Origin of the sequence: Ureibacillus yapensis (assembly GCF_003515775.1) — a bacterium.
Lineage (GTDB): Bacteria > Bacillota > Bacilli > Bacillales_A > Planococcaceae > Ureibacillus > Ureibacillus yapensis.
This window is the reverse complement of record NZ_QWEI01000001.1, coordinates 645,578-661,126: the sequence shown is the minus strand read 5'-3', so window position 1 is coordinate 661,126 and position 15,549 is coordinate 645,578. Positions and strand designations below refer to the sequence as shown.

Sequence of the window (15,549 nt, the reverse complement as noted above, 5' to 3'; positions counted from 1 at the left end):
AAAAATTCACCCTTTCCACTGTGGAGGGTGATTTTTTTCTGCTTTTAAAAGTAGTTCCTACATCCAGCTTCAGCGCCGGCCCCTCGAGGTCGCTTCAGTCCCTCGGTCGAAAGCTGAAAAGATGCTTTCGATTCGGGCCTTCCAGCGCTTGTATCTGCCGCTCCGCTTTCGATACACAACACATCTGTCGGTGCTAACCCGGGCGCTTCCGCTTCTGAATTAGTCAATCCGGCAAACGGATATCGGGCATTCATCACAGCAAATTCCGTGTTTTAAATGCTCCAAATCCAAAATCGTAATATACCCTTTTTCAAATGTAATCACATTTTGTTTTTTCAAATCATTTAACATGCGGTTGATCATTTCCCGACTGGTTGCGCACATATTGGCAATATCGGTATTTGTTAAATTGATGTCGATGAACACTTGATTTGGGCCAATCGCCTTTCCGTAACTATTGGATAAGCGGATTAACGTTGAAAATAACGCTCCCTTTTTGCCATGAATGACAAGGTCGCGAATAAGGCTTTGGTTTTTTAGATTTTCAACTTGAATCCATTTTAAGTATTCAATCATCAATGCATGCTGCTCGGTTAAAATCATCTCAATCGATCGTTTGCTGATCGTAATTAACTCGGAATGGTTAATTGCCTTGGCCGTTGTTGTATGGGCGGTTGTTGGTGCAAAAAGAGTACTTTCACCGATTACGCTGTTTTTTCCACAAACACGAAAAGTTAATTCTTTCCCATTTTCGGTCTCTTTACTTATTTGAATTGTCCCTTTTTTGACCAAAAATAATTCTTCGGCACTTTCCCCTTCATGAAAAATATGATTTCCTTTTTCAATTTTAATCAATGCGCCATTATTTTCGAATAAACGATATATATCTGTGGGCAAAGTATCCGTTAATCCCATTTTTTCACATCCTTTTGACTCTATTCGGCACTTTTAGTTGGTAAAATGTAGGTAATATAACTATTAAAGGTATAATACCACATCCTTTGAACATGAATCGTAAAGATTGCGTGTTATTTTTTTGCATTTAATCCATCATCCTTGTTATAATTATATTAGTCAAAAAAGGTCAAACAATTTAGCGAATCTAATGTGAAAGGGTGTTTATACAAATGCAATTTCAACAACAAGATAATCGAAGTCCATTAGAACAATTTGGTCGAAATTTAATCGAAGAAGTAAAAAACGGCAAGATGGATCCTGTTATTGGCCGTGATGAAGAAATACGGAATGTGATTCGGATCTTATCCAGAAAAACAAAAAATAATCCCATTTTAATTGGAGAACCCGGAGTAGGGAAAACAGCCATTGTGGAAGGGTTGGCTCAACGGATTGTTCGCAAGGATGTACCGGAAGGGCTTAAGGATTGCATTCTTTATGAATTGGACATGAGTGCATTGATTGCAGGAGCAAGCTATCGCGGACAATTCGAAGAACGATTAAAAGGTGTCCTAAAAGAAGTAAAAGATTCAGAGGGACGCATTATTTTATTTATCGATGAAATCCATACTATCGTGGGCGCGGGCAAAACAGAAGGTGCAATGGATGCAGGCAACATGCTGAAGCCGATGCTGGCACGAGGCGAGCTGCATTGCATCGGTGCCACAACATTGGACGAATACCGCATGCATATCGAAAAAGACCCTGCACTTGAACGCAGGTTCCAGCAAGTGATGGTGCGCCAGCCGTCCGTTGAAGATACGATTTCCATTTTAAGAGGGTTGAAGGAACGCTTTGAGCTTCACCACGGAGTGCGTATCCATGACCGCGCCATTATTGCATCCGCTGAGCTGTCAAACCGTTATATAACGGATCGCTTTTTGCCGGACAAAGCAATCGATTTGATCGATGAAGCATGTGCCATGATTCGCACGGAAATCGACTCAATGCCGCAAGAACTCGATGCCGTGACAAGAAGAATCATGCAGCTTGAAATCGAAGAACAAGCCTTGACGGCCGAAAAAGATGAAGCTAGCAAAAAACGTCTGGATGCATTGCGCGAGGAGCTTACTACATTAAAAGAATCAACAAATCAGTTGCGCAAGCAATGGGAACACGAAAAGCAAGGATTGCAAACGATTCAGAAAAAACGTGAACAATTAGATGTTTTGCGCAGAGAGCTGGAAGAGGCCGAGAGTAAATATGATTTGAACAAAGCGGCTGAACTTCGCCACGGGAAAATTCCGGAGCTTGAAAAGGAACTTTCCGCCTTGGAAAAAGAGCTGGAACAAGGTTCGGACACACGCATCTTGCGTGAAGAAGTAACCGCAGATGAAATTGCCTCCATTATCTCAAGATGGACAGGCATTCCGGTCACGAAGCTTGTGGAAGGCGAAAGAGAAAAACTGCTCCGCCTAAAAGATACTCTGCATGAGAGAGTAGTGGGCCAGGATACGGCCGTAAAATTGGTAACGGAAGCGGTATGGCGTGCCCGTTCCGGCATTAAAGATCCAAACCGGCCAATCGGTTCCTTTATTTTCCTTGGTCCTACAGGAGTAGGGAAAACAGAGCTTGCAAAAGCTTTGGCTGCCCAACTATTTGATTCCGAGGATCATTTTATTCGAATCGATATGAGCGAATATATGGAAAAACATAGCGTATCCAGACTCGTAGGGGCACCTCCGGGTTATATCGGATATGAAGAAGGCGGCCAGTTGACGGAAGCGGTGCGAAGAAATCCATATTCCGTCGTGTTATTGGATGAAATTGAAAAGGCGCATCCGGATGTAGCAAATATTCTACTGCAAATTTTGGATGACGGCCGCATTACAGATAGTCAGGGCCGTTTGGTAAACTTCACAAACACGGTTGTTATTATGACTTCCAATATTGGTTCACATTATCTACTGGAGGCAAAACCTGACCACCAACAAGAGGTGGAAGACTTGGTCATGGGGGAACTGCGCAGCCACTTCAAACCGGAGCTGCTGAACCGTGTAGATGACATTATCATGTTCCATGCCTTAACAACTGAACATTTCCATGCGATTGCCTGGAAGTATATTGAGCAATTGCAACAGCGCGTGGCTGAACAAGAAATCCAACTAAACGTAAGCGAAAATGTAGTGGAATGGGTCGTTGAACACGGCATTGATCCGCAGTTTGGAGCAAGACCGTTAAAACGATTCATCCAGCGCAATATTGAAACAGCAGTCGCTAAAGAGTTGCTAAAAGGTGAAGTACTCCCTGGAGAAACTTTGCAAGTGGCAATGGATGGTGACCAATTGGTTGTAGCTAAATAGAAAAAGAGAAAATAAATGTACAATTCATTTTATATGGGTTGTACATTTTTTATTTTGGCTTAATGACATGTTAAAAAATATTCCAAAGAAAATAGCTTGTATAGGATTGACTTATTTCGTCCTTGAACGGTCCGAAATCAAAACTATGAGAAATAAAAAATGAACCTTTCTTCCTTTTCCAAACGTATTTAAGCAAGAGAAATTTAGACAGAAAATTTAGCCAATGGAGGGGAGAAGATGAATATGAATATGCTCAATAAGTTGATTGAACAAGCTAAAAATCCTGTTGGGATGGTTGGTTCAATCATGTTAAGGATTATGAACTCTGCTCATAGAGATATGAACGAATGGGCATTTGGAAAGATAAAATTAAACGAGGAAGCTGTTGTGTTGGATGTTGGTTGTGGTGGAGGAAGAACACTTCAAATGCTGTCATTGAAAAATCGAACGGGGAAAATATATGGGATTGATTATTCCGAACAGGCGGTAAAAGATTCTATAAGAACCAATAAAGCAGATGTGGAAAATGGTAAAATACAGGTTCAGCAAGCAAGTGTAACCAATATTCCATTCCCGGAAAATACGTTTGATCTCATCACTGCTTTTCAAACCCATTATTTTTGGACGGACATGGAGAACAGTATAAAGGAAGTTTTTAGAGTATTGAAAAAACAAGGTTGTTTCTTCATTATTGCCGAGGCATACAAAATTAATTATCATATGAAAAACTATAAATCAAAGGAAGATATGGAGAGGCTACTTAAAAAAGCGGGGTTTAATAAGGTCGAGTTTTATGCAAGCCCAAATAATAAATGGATATGCATCAGTGGAACAAAGTAGTTTTTATATAAAGAGCATCAAAACAAAAAGCACTTCAATCACGAAGTGCTTTACAACCATATTAGTGATGATCTGGTTCTGGAGTTGGTTCGTTAGGAATAACCGAACTAATTATAATTACCAAAATAGCAAAAATAATACCAAGCACGACGCTAGTAGATGCACTAAATTCAACCGCTAAAATTGAGCTTACTACATAGTTTAGCATAAATACTAATAGTAACGACCAAACTAAAGTCATTAGATATTTCATTTGTTTCACCTCAAAAGAATATTTTAAAATAGTATATCCATATTCATCTGTAATATCATACCATATTCCAATTTAAAAAAGAACAATAAACTTTAAAACAAAACATAATTAAAGGTTGAGGTTCTTTTTTTTATGAGCTATAATTATGACCAAGTACTAAATGTTAGTCGTAAAATGGGGGGATTACAATGAACGCAGGGATCATTGGAATAGGGAAATATGTTCCGGATAAAGTGGTAACAAATTTTGATTTAGAGAAAACGTTGGATACGAACGATGAATGGATTCGTACAAGAACTGGCATAGAAGAAAGAAGACTCGCAGCAGAAGATGAAGAGACTTCGGATTTAGCATTCAAGGCTGCCCAAAGTGCATTGGAAAATGCTGAAATTACGGCAGATCAAATCGGTTTAATCTTGGTAGCGACGGTTACACCGGACACTGCTTTTCCAAGTGTTGCGTGTCAAATACAAGAAAAATTGGGGGCAGCCAATGCTGCTGCAATGGACGTTTCCGCTGCTTGTGCGGGCTTTATGTATGGCATTGCGACGGCGAAACAATTTGTGGAAAGCAAAAGCTTCAAATATGTTTTGGTTGTGGGTGCTGAAAAATTGTCAAAAGTGACCGATTGGACGGACCGCAATACTGCCGTTTTATTTGGTGATGGCGCTTGTGCGGCTGTTATAGGTGAAGTAAGTGAAGGACGCGGTATTCTATCCTTTGAATTAGGGGCAGATGGTACTGGCGGCAAGCATTTGTATTTAAATAGTGAACGTGCGATTGCCATGAACGGACGTGAAGTATTTAAATTTGCAGTGAGACAGATGGGCGAATCGGCTGTTTCTGTTCTTGAAAAAGCAGGATTGTCGAAGGAAGATGTGGATTTCCTTATTCCGCACCAAGCAAACATTCGCATTATGGAAGCTGCACGCGAAAGACTTGAATTGCCGGAAGAAAAACTTTCAAAACGCATCCATCAGTACGGAAATACCTCATCGGCTTCAATTGGATTAGCTTTGGCGGATGAGCTGGAAGATGGTAAGATTAAAGATGATGATATTATTGTTCTTGTAGGGTTTGGCGGCGGTCTCACATGGGGCGGCGCGGTCATCAAATGGGGAAAATAATATAACTGATAAAAAGTAGTCTGGAACCTAAGGGGGAAAAGAGAAACTATGAATAAAAGAGTCGTAATTACTGGTATTGGAGCGGTTACACCTCTAGGAAATACGATTGAAGAGACATGGGAAAACATAAAAGCCGGCAAATCCGGTGTGGGCCCATTAACGCGTCTAGACGTCGAAAAATTCCCTGCCAAAGTAGCGGCGGAAATTAAAGATTTTGATATTGAACAATATGTGGATCGAAAAGAAGCCAGAAAAATGGACCGCTTTACGCATTATGCGTTAGCTTCAGCCATGATGGCAGTAAAAGATGCCGATTTAACAATAAATGATGAAATTGCGCCACGCGTAGGTGTTTGGATTGGTTCAGGCATCGGCGGAATGGAAACATACGAAAATCAATATATTACTTTCCAGGAACGCGGTGTTCGTCGCGTAAGCCCATTCTTTGTTCCAATGATGATTCCGAACATGGCTTCCGGCCAAGTATCGATTTATTTAGGGGCAAAAGGCATTAACTCATGTTCGGTAACGGCATGTGCATCAGGTACCAATTCAATTGGAGATGCATTTAAAGTTATTCAGCGCGGAGATGCGGATGCGATGATTACAGGCGGTGCCGAAGCGCCAATCGTCAACATGGCAGTAGCAGGCTTCTGTTCAAGTACGGCACTTTCATTAAATCCGGATCCTCAAACGGCTTCACGTCCTTTCGATAAAGAGCGTGATGGATTTGTCATCTCGGAAGGCGCAGGTATTCTAGTCTTGGAAGAGTATGAATTTGCCAAAGCGCGCGGTGCAAAAATTTATGCTGAAATCGTTGGCTACGGCGCAACAGGCGATGCTTATCATATTACAGCTCCAGCTCCAGAAGGGGAAGGTGCTGCACGTGCCATTCAACAAGCATTGGAGGATGGCGGCGTTGATCCTTCATTAGTAGGCTATATTAATGCACATGGTACAAGTACACCATATAACGACTTATTTGAAACAAAAGCCGTGAAATCGGTATTTGGAGACCACGCTTATAAATTAGCGATGAGTTCGACAAAATCCATGACGGGCCATTTACTGGGAGCAGCAGGCGGGGTAGAGACAATCTTTACTGCACTGGCGTTAAAAGAAGGAATTTTGCCGCCAACAATCAATTTAACGACTCCGGATCCGGAATGTGATTTGGATTATGTTCCTAATACGGCACGAAACCAGCAAGTGGAATATGCAATGAGCAATTCACTTGGTTTCGGTGGTCATAACGCAAGTTTACTATTAAAAAAGGTTGATTAATCGTATAGTATCCCTTTCATTTTAAAGTAGCATATAAGAAAATGTTTCATAAGTGTCCAGCTCCAGCGCCCAGCCCCTCGAGGTCGCTTCAGTCCCTCGGTCGAAAGCTGAAAAGATGCTTTCGATTCGGGCCTTCCAGCGCTTGTACCTGTCGCTCCGCTTTCGGTACACAAAACATCTGTCGGGGCTAAACAGGGCGCTTGCGCTTTTCTTGTCGATAAATGAAATGCCTTTAGCGAAAAGCTAAAGGCATTTTTATGTTCATCAATGAATATTAAGATACTAAAGGATGGTGGACATGTTTCGATTTATGTTGTTTTTATTTAGTTACGGCATTTGCGTGATGTCAGTTGGCAATTTGCTGCTTTATTTAAATTACCGTACGCTCGGTTATTCATGGCCGGCCGTGTGGTCATTTATCGTTAGCACGCATGAATTGTATTTAGCGATTGTTTCAATCGTTGTTTTGTTTATCTTGATTTTCGACCTAGTCCCATCGCGTTTTCCATTCTTGTAATGGTTTTTGAAGCAATGGCATTTGCTTTTTCGGCTCCTGCATCCAGGATGCGATCCAATTCTGCTGAATCAATGAGTTCGTTAAAACGCTCTTGAACAGGAGTTAAATGTTCAATCAGACTTGTAGCAACGCCTTCTTTAAATGCTCCATATCCCAATCCATCATATTTCTTCACAAGTGAAGGAATATCAATGCCGGTTACAGCCGATTCGATTGTTAATAGGTTGGAGACACCCGGTTTATTGGCTTCATCGAATGCTACATAGCCATCTGAGTCAGTCACGGCGGATTTAATTTTCTTTTCGATTTGTTTTGGTGTATCAAGGAAGCGAATCGTAGCCTTTGTATTTGGATCGGATTTGCTCATTTTCTTTGTAGGTTCCTGCAATGATTTAATGCGGGCTCCCGCCTTAGGCAATTGAATTTCGGGAATCACGAACACCTCACCGTATCGCTTATTGAAGCGCTCTGCAAGGTCGCGCGTTAGCTCGATATGTTGTTTTTGGTCATCTCCCACCGGCACAATATTCGTATTATATAATAGAATATCCCCGGCCATTAATGGAGGATATGTTAGTAAACCGGCAGTGACGGAATCTTTTCCATCCGATTTGTCCTTATATTGCGTCATGCGTTCAAGTTCCCCAATGGTCGCCACACATTGCAGCATCCAGCCTGCCTGTGCATGTGCAGGCACTTCTGATTGGATAAATAATGTAGCTTTTTCAGGATCGATTCCAGTCGCCAAGTAAGTCGCAGCCAGCGTACGGATATTAGAGCGCAACTCCTTTGGATCTTGCGGCACTGTAATGGCATGCTGATCCACGATGCAATAAATGGCATTTCCTTCCTCTTGCAATGCAGGGAATTGCATAAACGCTCCGATATAATTCCCCAACGTAATTACGCCTGTTGGTTGAACACCCGAAAAGATGGTTGTCATTTTGGTTTCCTCCTAAATTTGTTGATTAAAAAATATATACTTTTTTGAACAGTGTCCAGCGAAAGCCGCCCAGCCCGATCAGAGGTGGCGGGGCTAACCAGGGCGCTTGCGCTTTTCTTAACATAAAAAAACATCATGCGTCCTTACGTTTTCACGTAATGGGACGAATGATGTTGAATCCGCGGTACCACCCAGTTTGTCATAAATGACCACTTAAACTTCGTAACGTGAAGTAACCGGGCTAGACTACTGTAATTTCATAAAGCCACTCAAAAGTCCATTCCATTTGCTCCGTCTCCTGTTTGCACCGACCACAGTCTCTCTTTTCACGGAAGGCAAGTGTACTACTCTTTATCATCGTTTTTAGTATTATTTTTCACCATAAATCCTTTTGTATTCAATAAAAAATGATATACAAAAACAAGATTAAAAGCAAATAATATTTTTTCTATAAATAGAATGAAAAACGAACAATATGGGTAATAATGTAACGTGCAATAGTATATGACCATCCTCTAATGCATTTGACTGAAATTTTAGATTTTTATCGTTTGATAATGGCTAATTGAGAATATATTCAATTTGCACCAACGTAGTTTACATTGAATCCATTGGGGGAATAAAAATAGTATACTACAACAAATTAATGGGAATTACGTATATTCGAGCATATTTAGCGATAAATAATATCGTCTTTGCAACTTTTTTTGCTTGGGAGCTATATTCAAAAGGGTAAAAATAATATATAATGAAAACATAATCTTACATTAAACTCATTCTAAATTAATAAAACTTAAAATAGATTTAGGAAGCTAACGGAAAGGAAGTGTAATAATGATTGTAACATTATTTACATCACCAAGTTGTACATCATGCAGAAAAGCGAAGGCATGGTTGGAAGAACACGAAATTCCTTATAGAGAACGCAACATTTTCTCAGAACCTTTAACAATCAGCGAAATTAAAGAAATTTTGAGAATGACGGAAGATGGTACAGATGAAATTATCTCAACCCGCTCAAAAATCTTCCAAAAACTAAATGTGGATTTGGAAAGCTTGCCCCTTCAACAATTATATGAGTTGATTCAGGAATATCCTGGTTTATTGCGCCGCCCAATCATACTGGACGAAAAACGTTTACAAGTGGGATATAATGAAGATGAAATCCGACGCTTCCTTCCTCGGAAAGTGCGTGCATTCCAATTGCTTGAAGCACAAAAATTGGTCAATTAACTATTATTTGGAATATTTTGTTGAGTCAATCGATAAAATCCATTAACGATGGATTTTATCGATTTTTTATCTGAAAAGTTACATAATCCATGTCTTTATAAGAAATGTCTTTTCACCTTTTTTACTTAATTTTTAAAAATTTCTACTTGATTTCATGATTGTCCTCATCTACAATTTCAATATTCAAATTATTTTAGTTTATAAGCTTTTTTTCTTTTCATTTTAATTAGGTCATCATACAATAGAATTATAGAATAACGCATAGATATATAGAAAATGTTTTATTCTGTATGAAACTGCATTGACTGTTTATAAAAAATTCGAAAATTGGCTTAGGATCGCCGTCTCCTGTGAATACGGAAAATCCTGCTATAAAAGCCAAGGCGCATTTCATTTTTAAATGGTTAAACAATCGCAATGCAAAACATACTAAGAACGCTTTCTTTGTTTTTCAACGAATGACTGTGAAGGGAGTTGAAGTCTAATGGACATCGAACGCGTCAACGAAAACACAATAAAGCTCTTTATTACGTATCGTGATATCGAGGACCGCGGATATAGTCGTGAAGAGATTTGGTATAATAGAGCAAAAGGGGAAGAACTTTTCTGGGATATGATTGGAGAAATCAATACAGAAGATTACTTTGATCTTGATGGGCCAATTTGGATACATGTAAATGCTTCAGAACATGGTCTCGAGGTTATTGTAACCCGAGCTAACATAAATTCAGATGGAGAGTCCAACTCATTATTATCAAGTTTTGAAGAACATCGAGATGCCGCAAATCACAAGAATTTAGATGATTCCATCTTTGGTTCCTTCGATGAAGATGATGCAAATCTTGAAGGGATTAACCATGTATCTCTATATAAATTTAAAGACATTGATGAAATCATTCCTGTGGCAAACCGCCTCGTCTCATTTGGACTGCAGTCATCGCTGTATAAATTCGAAAATTACTATTATTTAGCAATCGATTTTACAAATGTGGATGAAAAGGAAGAACGTCAAAATATTCGCTCCATCATCAATGAATATCTTACTGGCTCCAAAATGACGATATATCGCCTGGAGGAATATGGCGAGCCCATCATGCCGGAAGATTGCTTTGAAACAATTATTCAATACTTTGCATAATGCAGCCAAAAATGGGGTGCCCTTATCCAGGCATCTCTTTTTTTGTGCCTCCGGATTGTTGAAAAATTAAACTTGGCTATAATTTACAAATTCAATTGATATAGTGCATGTTTCCTTTTACAATAAATTCAAGGAGGTAGATTATGCTTGTCGCTTATACGGAACAAAATGAACCGTTTGTTTTGAATTCTAGTATGCCTCACACAACATTACACCAACTTCGCACTACTACTAAATTCTATTGTCCACAATGCAAGGAACCTTTAGTATTTAAAATCGGAACTTTTAAAACGCCTCATTTTGCACATCTTTCAACGAATCACTGCGAAAATCAATTTTCCGAAGGTGAAACGGAACAGCACTTAAAAGGAAAAGAGCAGTTGTATCATTTCCTGAAGTCATTAGGTTTACAAGCGGAACTGGAAGCTTATTTGCCCACCATCAAACAACGGCCCGATATTTTAATTAACGCCCAGGAGAGGAGATATGCCATTGAATTTCAATGCAGCCCCATATCATTCGAGCGTTTAAACGAGCGAAATATTGGTTATAACAAAGACAGCATAGCGCCGATCTGGATTCCGGCTACTCCTGCTAAGATTGTTCAAAAAGGAATTCAAAAAGTTGCTTTAAGTGAACAGACAAAACAATTTTTGGCACCGTCTGACCGCCACCACTATCTTATGTCCTACAACCCCAACTTGCGACAGTTTTTTTATATTTCCAATCTAATGTTTTTACATGGCAATAGCTATTTAGCGAAAATACAAGTACTGCCTTTATCCAGACAAAACTTCCCCTTTTTTATTCCCAAGCTGCTCAATAAAAGTGAGTTGAAGCAATTTTTGAGTATTTACGAGCTGCTGAAACATAACTTTCTGCTTTCTCGAGTATTAATAAGTAGGCACGGGGTAAATGACTTAATGTTGAGAAGTATTTATGAGCTTCGCCTTCAGATCAATTCTTTGCCATCCTTTCTTGGGATTCCGCTTAAAGGCAGTGAAGCATTGAAAGTCTTTTCGATTGAATGGCAGATCGCATTATTTTACTTTATCTTTTTTACAAAAATAACGATTGCTGATTTAAATATCCCATCCATTCGATTCTTTTTAAAATGGGCAAAACTCCCGGAAACTCCCCAGTCAATCGAAGTGGTACAAGCTTATTGCCAAATCCTGAATTCTTTGGGGATACAAAATCATTTTCAAAAAGTGCCAGCAGAAGCTTTAGTTGAGCGGTTATGCACCCATTTTCTTGCAATGGGTATTGATTATTGAGAAAATAAACATGTTTTCGAATTTCAAAATGAATGGAATCGGAGGGTTTTGTGTATGGCAAAAAAAGTGTTAACTCGCGACCAAGTACCAGTAGAACTAACATGGGATTTAGATGGAATTTTTCCATCAGACGAAGCATGGGAGCAAGAATTCAAAGAAATTGAAAAATTAATTCCACAAGCAGAAAACTTTAAAGGAAAAGTTGCCGATGGGGCTAAGAACTTATTCGACACTTTGCAATTCAGCGATCAGTTATCGGAAAGATTTGGTAAATTATATGTTTACAGCCATTTAAAGCATGACCAAGATACAACGAACGGCAAATATCAAGCAACGGATAGCCGGGTTCGTTCGTTGGGAGCAAAACTTTCGGCAGCTTGGTCATTTGTTACACCTGAAATATTATCGATTCCGGAAGAGTCCATTGAAAAATATCTTGAAGAATACGAGCCTTTACGTCTTTATCGTCAAATGTTGACAGAATTGAATTTACAGCGTCCACATGTGTTATCGGCTGATAAAGAGGAGTTGCTGGCACAGTTTTCGGAAGTAACAAGAGCTTCCAGCGGGACATTTAGCGCATTGAATAATGCTGACCTGGAATTCCCTCTTGTTAAAAATGATAAAGGGGAAGAAGTGCAGTTAACTCATGGCAATTACATTACGTTCCTGGAAAGTGATCAAAGGGAAGTACGCGAAAGCGCATTTAAGGCGATGTATGAGACATATGGCAAATTTAAAAATACGTTTGCTTCCACTTTAGCGGGTAATGTAAAAGCACATAATGTAAGTGCAACAATTCGTCGCTACGATTCCGCACGTCATGCAGCGATGAGCAATAATAATATTCCGGAAAAAGTTTATGATCAACTGATTTCTACCATCCATGAATTCTTGCCGATTTTACATCGCTACATCTCTTTGCGTAAACGAGTGTTAGGCGTAGAAGAACTGCACATGTATGACTTATTTACACCGTTGGTAAAAGAAGTGAAAATTGAAATGCCTTATGAAAAGGCCAAGGAATTAATGGTCAAGAGCTTTGAACCCCTTGGCGATGAATATCAATCAACTGTCCAAAAAGGTTTGGATAGCCGCTGGGTAGATGTACTGGAGAACAAAGGGAAACGAAGCGGGGCATATTCTTCCGGAACTTATGGAACGAATCCATTTGTCTTAATGAATTGGCAAGATAACGTCAACAATCTATTTACACTTGCACATGAATTTGGCCATAGTATGCATAGTTACTATACACGCCAAAACCAGCCTTATCCTTATGCAAGCTACTCGATTTTTGTGGCGGAAGTGGCTTCAACGTGCAACGAAGAACTCTTGTTTGATTATTTATTGAGAACAACGGAAGATGAACAGCAAAAAATTTATCTATTGAATCATTGGCTGGATGGGTTCCGCAGTACGGTATTCCGTCAAACGATGTTTGCAGAATTTGAGCATTTGATCCATGAACTGGACCAAAAAGGCGAGGCTATTACTGCAGAGCGTTTAACTGAAGTTTATTATGATTTAAATAAACAGTATTTTGGCGACGAGATGGTTGTGGATGAGGAAATCGGTCTGGAATGGGCAAGAATACCTCACTTCTACTATAATTACTATGTCTACCAATATGCCACAGGGCAAAGCGCAGCCACGGCTTTAAGCAAGCAGATTCTGCAAGAAGGGAAACCTGCTGTAGAACGTTATATCAACAACTTCTTAAAGGCAGGATGTTCCGATTTCCCGATCGAAGTGTTGAAAGCTGCTGGGGTGGATATGGAATCTCCAACACCAATTCGCGACGCATGCAAAGTATTCGAAGAGAAGTTGAATGAGTTAGAGAAATTATTAATCAAAGGTTAAACGAAAATGTCCCGTAGCTGCTCATTTACGGGACATTTTATTTGTTTAGGATATTATTTTGTATCCTTTTTAAGGACATGTATTGGCATTTCCTGTTGAAAACGGTTACTATTTGACGAATTTGTGAAACTATTTTAGTAATGTTGCAATTCAATATTATTTCATGATAAAGTAAACACGTGAAATAAATCACATAACAAACACACCCCTTTGTTTGAACGTGAACATTTCTCCCATCCCCTTTGTAAGAGGCGTCACTTGGTGACGCCTCTTTTTTGTGCCTCAAAAAATTTTTCCAATAAAAAAAGGCAAAGAGAGGATCTTTGCCGACTTGTAAAATAGATTAATAGATTTTAAGAATGAGTTCTGCTTATATTTTGTGTTTGTGGCGCCATAGTGTTACTTCGTTATTATGAATGCGTTCAATTTTCTGCTGAAGCATCCGTTTCTTCAACTCACGTTCAGCCTCTTGTTCCGTAATGGAATAGATTTGTGCCACATCATAAGTTGTAAGGATTGGGTAACGTACAAATAACTCATCAAATGATGGTAGAGGATTACTCATAACTTCTTCACTCATCATTTCTTGAAGAATTTGGACGTATACTTCGTAAGGGTACATTCCACTTACTTTCAACCCTTCGTCTTCAATGCGTTCGTTAAAGAAAACAATGCTTGGAACTTCATCCACTTCCATTTCACGTGTGATATGCAAATCGCATTGAAAGGCACGAGCGGCTTCCTTTGAACCAAAGTCAGAAATGAATTCCTCCACATCAATGGCCGTTTCCTTTGCAATGTCGATTAAAGCGGCATAGGAATTGACTTCTTTCGTTTTAAGCAGTGCATGCTCCTGCAGTTTCAGCATATAGCGTGCAGCTGCACGTTTTCCTTGTAATTCAGCTGCCTTGATGGCAATCGAAGGTAAAGCCGGATGCGTAAAATCCAATTGGGTACCCGTCAAACAACCTTTAGTCCGACGACCCAGTGTATTCAGTGAGGCAAGTTTTGTGCTTAAAACATAACGCCAAGTAAAATAATGGTCGTATTCCAGCTGGAGTTTCCGCAAGACCGTTTGCATTCTTAGAGAATTAGCAGAAAGCGGGTCTATGAAAATATATAACTCTATTGGTTTCGTAATAGAAGCGGCGACAGGTTTTGTTAATAATTGAACATGATCCACTCTCATTCCTCCTCATCTTCATTTGGCGAGTTAATCATATGATTAGCCGTTAAGACAAGTCGTTGGTAATATACCTCTCTGAATTTCCCCTCGAGTCCCACCTCATCCATTGCTTCCTTCATGCATTCCAACCATGCTTGCGCCCGGTCAGGCGTAATTTTAAATGGAATATGACGAGCTCTTAGCATTGGATGTCCGTGTTCTTCAGTATATATATTTGGCCCACCTAAGTACTGGGTCTGAAATTGAATTTGTTTTCTAATTGTTTCAGTTAAATCGTCCGGGAAAATCGGTTTTAACTGTGGATGACTCGCAACGCGTTTGTAAAATGCGTGAAGGAGCTCAGAAAGTTTTTCAGCACCAATTTCCTCGTAAGGAATCGTATATTTTCGATTCATAGGTGTACTCCTTTACTTCGTTTAGTATACGTAAGAATGCCAGAGTAATGTATACCGTTTAGTGATTTGTCACAATTAGAATTTTTTTGTGATATCTACATTCTATCAACGTATTTCTATTTTCTCAAACAAATAGCATATCCAGGAATGCCATTGCTAAACCTAAATGAAAGAAAAATGGGAAAAAAGTAACGAAAAAGCACAAGCGCCCTGTGCGTTCCATGATTGGCGAAATT

At 39.5% G+C, this 15,549-nt stretch carries 15 protein-coding genes and 1 other annotated feature; of the genes, 9 read left to right on the top strand and 6 right to left on the bottom strand.

The window, feature by feature from the left end; translation table 11 throughout:
- Window positions 1-44: 44 nt before the first annotated feature.
- Together D1B33_RS18310 and D1B33_RS03195 are read right to left on the bottom strand one after the other, a co-directional pair.
- On the bottom strand, window positions 45-254 hold the full coding sequence (locus D1B33_RS18310) for a hypothetical protein (protein WP_158582905.1): 210 nt from the start codon (window positions 252-254) through the stop codon (window positions 45-47).
- Window positions 220-915, bottom strand: coding sequence for a Crp/Fnr family transcriptional regulator (locus D1B33_RS03195; RefSeq protein WP_118874881.1), 696 nt, complete (start codon window positions 913-915; stop codon window positions 220-222). The genes D1B33_RS18310 and D1B33_RS03195 overlap by 35 nt, the downstream gene beginning before the upstream one ends.
- 212 nt (window positions 916-1,127) lie before the next feature.
- Between D1B33_RS03195 and D1B33_RS03190 the strand changes: the two genes are divergently transcribed.
- Window positions 1,128-3,257 carry an ATP-dependent Clp protease ATP-binding subunit gene (locus D1B33_RS03190; protein WP_118874880.1) on the top strand — a complete coding sequence of 710 codons (2,130 nt, stop codon included), beginning with the start codon at window positions 1,128-1,130 and terminating at the stop codon, window positions 3,255-3,257.
- Between the two features lie 243 nt (window positions 3,258-3,500).
- Window positions 3,501-4,097: a class I SAM-dependent methyltransferase gene (locus D1B33_RS03185; RefSeq protein ID WP_118875205.1), complete on the top strand. Its 597-nt coding sequence runs from the start codon at window positions 3,501-3,503 to the stop codon at window positions 4,095-4,097.
- Window positions 4,098-4,158: 61 nt separating this feature from the next.
- On the opposite strand, the gene D1B33_RS03180 is transcribed toward D1B33_RS03185, so the two are convergent.
- Window positions 4,159-4,338 carry a DUF2929 family protein gene (locus D1B33_RS03180; RefSeq protein WP_267897023.1) on the bottom strand — a complete coding sequence of 60 codons (180 nt, stop codon included), beginning with the start codon at window positions 4,336-4,338 and terminating at the stop codon, window positions 4,159-4,161.
- Between the two features lie 200 nt (window positions 4,339-4,538).
- Here D1B33_RS03180 and D1B33_RS03175 point away from each other — a divergent pair, with 200 nt between their 5' ends.
- From D1B33_RS03175 to D1B33_RS03165, 3 genes are all read left to right on the top strand, one after another.
- The gene (locus tag D1B33_RS03175; RefSeq protein ID WP_118874878.1) at window positions 4,539-5,477 is read left to right on the top strand and encodes a beta-ketoacyl-ACP synthase III; all 939 of its coding nucleotides are present in this window, start codon (window positions 4,539-4,541) and stop codon (window positions 5,475-5,477) included.
- 48 nt (window positions 5,478-5,525) lie between these two features.
- Window positions 5,526-6,761, top strand: coding sequence for a beta-ketoacyl-ACP synthase II (gene fabF / locus D1B33_RS03170; protein ID WP_118874877.1), 1,236 nt, complete (start codon window positions 5,526-5,528; stop codon window positions 6,759-6,761).
- A gap of 298 nt (window positions 6,762-7,059) precedes the next feature.
- On the top strand, window positions 7,060-7,278 hold the full coding sequence (locus tag D1B33_RS03165) for a hypothetical protein (RefSeq protein ID WP_118874876.1): 219 nt from the start codon (window positions 7,060-7,062) through the stop codon (window positions 7,276-7,278).
- Here D1B33_RS03165 and trpS read toward each other — a convergent pair.
- A complete protein-coding gene (trpS, locus tag D1B33_RS03160) occupies window positions 7,232-8,221 on the bottom strand; it encodes a tryptophan--tRNA ligase (protein WP_118874875.1) in 990 nt (329 codons plus the stop codon). The two genes, D1B33_RS03165 and trpS, sit on opposite strands and share 47 nt — an antisense overlap.
- A gap of 156 nt (window positions 8,222-8,377) precedes the next feature.
- Window positions 8,378-8,588: a binding site (T-box leader), on the bottom strand.
- A gap of 470 nt (window positions 8,589-9,058) precedes the next feature.
- Between trpS and spxA the strand changes: the two genes are divergently transcribed.
- The 4 genes from spxA to pepF all read left to right on the top strand — a co-directional run bounded on the left by spxA (window position 9,059) and on the right by pepF (window position 13,732).
- Window positions 9,059-9,454: a transcriptional regulator SpxA gene (gene spxA / locus D1B33_RS03155; RefSeq protein ID WP_199677348.1), complete on the top strand. Its 396-nt coding sequence runs from the start codon at window positions 9,059-9,061 to the stop codon at window positions 9,452-9,454.
- 484 nt (window positions 9,455-9,938) lie between these two features.
- Entirely contained in the window at window positions 9,939-10,592 is a 654-nt protein-coding gene (gene mecA, locus D1B33_RS03150; protein WP_118874873.1) for an adaptor protein MecA, read from the top strand.
- A 143-nt stretch (window positions 10,593-10,735) separates the two neighbouring features.
- The gene (locus D1B33_RS03145; protein ID WP_118874872.1) at window positions 10,736-11,869 is read left to right on the top strand and encodes a competence protein CoiA; all 1,134 of its coding nucleotides are present in this window, start codon (window positions 10,736-10,738) and stop codon (window positions 11,867-11,869) included.
- Between the two features lie 54 nt (window positions 11,870-11,923).
- The gene (gene pepF, locus D1B33_RS03140; RefSeq protein ID WP_118874871.1) at window positions 11,924-13,732 is read left to right on the top strand and encodes an oligoendopeptidase F; all 1,809 of its coding nucleotides are present in this window, start codon (window positions 11,924-11,926) and stop codon (window positions 13,730-13,732) included.
- 370 nt (window positions 13,733-14,102) lie between these two features.
- Here pepF and D1B33_RS03135 read toward each other — a convergent pair whose 3' ends face one another.
- Both D1B33_RS03135 and D1B33_RS03130 read right to left on the bottom strand, forming a co-directional pair.
- On the bottom strand, window positions 14,103-14,915 hold the full coding sequence (locus D1B33_RS03135) for a DsbA family protein (protein ID WP_118874870.1): 813 nt from the start codon (window positions 14,913-14,915) through the stop codon (window positions 14,103-14,105).
- 2 nt (window positions 14,916-14,917) lie between these two features.
- Entirely contained in the window at window positions 14,918-15,313 is a 396-nt protein-coding gene (locus D1B33_RS03130) for a globin domain-containing protein (RefSeq protein WP_118874869.1), read from the bottom strand.
- Window positions 15,314-15,549: the final 236 nt, after the last annotated feature.

What these genes read in the sequence shown, in the direction of transcription:
- D1B33_RS18310 (WP_158582905.1), bottom strand. Translation starts at nt 254, where the DNA reads ATGAATGCCCGATATCCGTTTGCCGGATTGACTAATTCAGAAGCGGAA.
- D1B33_RS03195 (WP_118874881.1), bottom strand. Translation starts at nt 915, where the DNA reads ATGGGATTAACGGATACTTTGCCCACAGATATATATCGTTTATTCGAA.
- D1B33_RS03190 (WP_118874880.1), top strand. Translation starts at nt 1,128, where the DNA reads ATGCAATTTCAACAACAAGATAATCGAAGTCCATTAGAACAATTTGGT.
- D1B33_RS03185 (WP_118875205.1), top strand. Translation starts at nt 3,501, where the DNA reads ATGAATATGCTCAATAAGTTGATTGAACAAGCTAAAAATCCTGTTGGG.
- D1B33_RS03180 (WP_267897023.1), bottom strand. Translation starts at nt 4,338, where the DNA reads ATGACTTTAGTTTGGTCGTTACTATTAGTATTTATGCTAAACTATGTA.
- D1B33_RS03175 (WP_118874878.1), top strand. Translation starts at nt 4,539, where the DNA reads ATGAACGCAGGGATCATTGGAATAGGGAAATATGTTCCGGATAAAGTG.
- fabF (WP_118874877.1), top strand. Translation starts at nt 5,526, where the DNA reads ATGAATAAAAGAGTCGTAATTACTGGTATTGGAGCGGTTACACCTCTA.
- D1B33_RS03165 (WP_118874876.1), top strand. Translation starts at nt 7,060, where the DNA reads ATGTTTCGATTTATGTTGTTTTTATTTAGTTACGGCATTTGCGTGATG.
- trpS (WP_118874875.1), bottom strand. Translation starts at nt 8,221, where the DNA reads ATGACAACCATCTTTTCGGGTGTTCAACCAACAGGCGTAATTACGTTG.
- mecA (WP_118874873.1), top strand. Translation starts at nt 9,939, where the DNA reads ATGGACATCGAACGCGTCAACGAAAACACAATAAAGCTCTTTATTACG.
- D1B33_RS03145 (WP_118874872.1), top strand. Translation starts at nt 10,736, where the DNA reads ATGCTTGTCGCTTATACGGAACAAAATGAACCGTTTGTTTTGAATTCT.
- pepF (WP_118874871.1), top strand. Translation starts at nt 11,924, where the DNA reads ATGGCAAAAAAAGTGTTAACTCGCGACCAAGTACCAGTAGAACTAACA.
- D1B33_RS03130 (WP_118874869.1), bottom strand. Translation starts at nt 15,313, where the DNA reads ATGAATCGAAAATATACGATTCCTTACGAGGAAATTGGTGCTGAAAAA.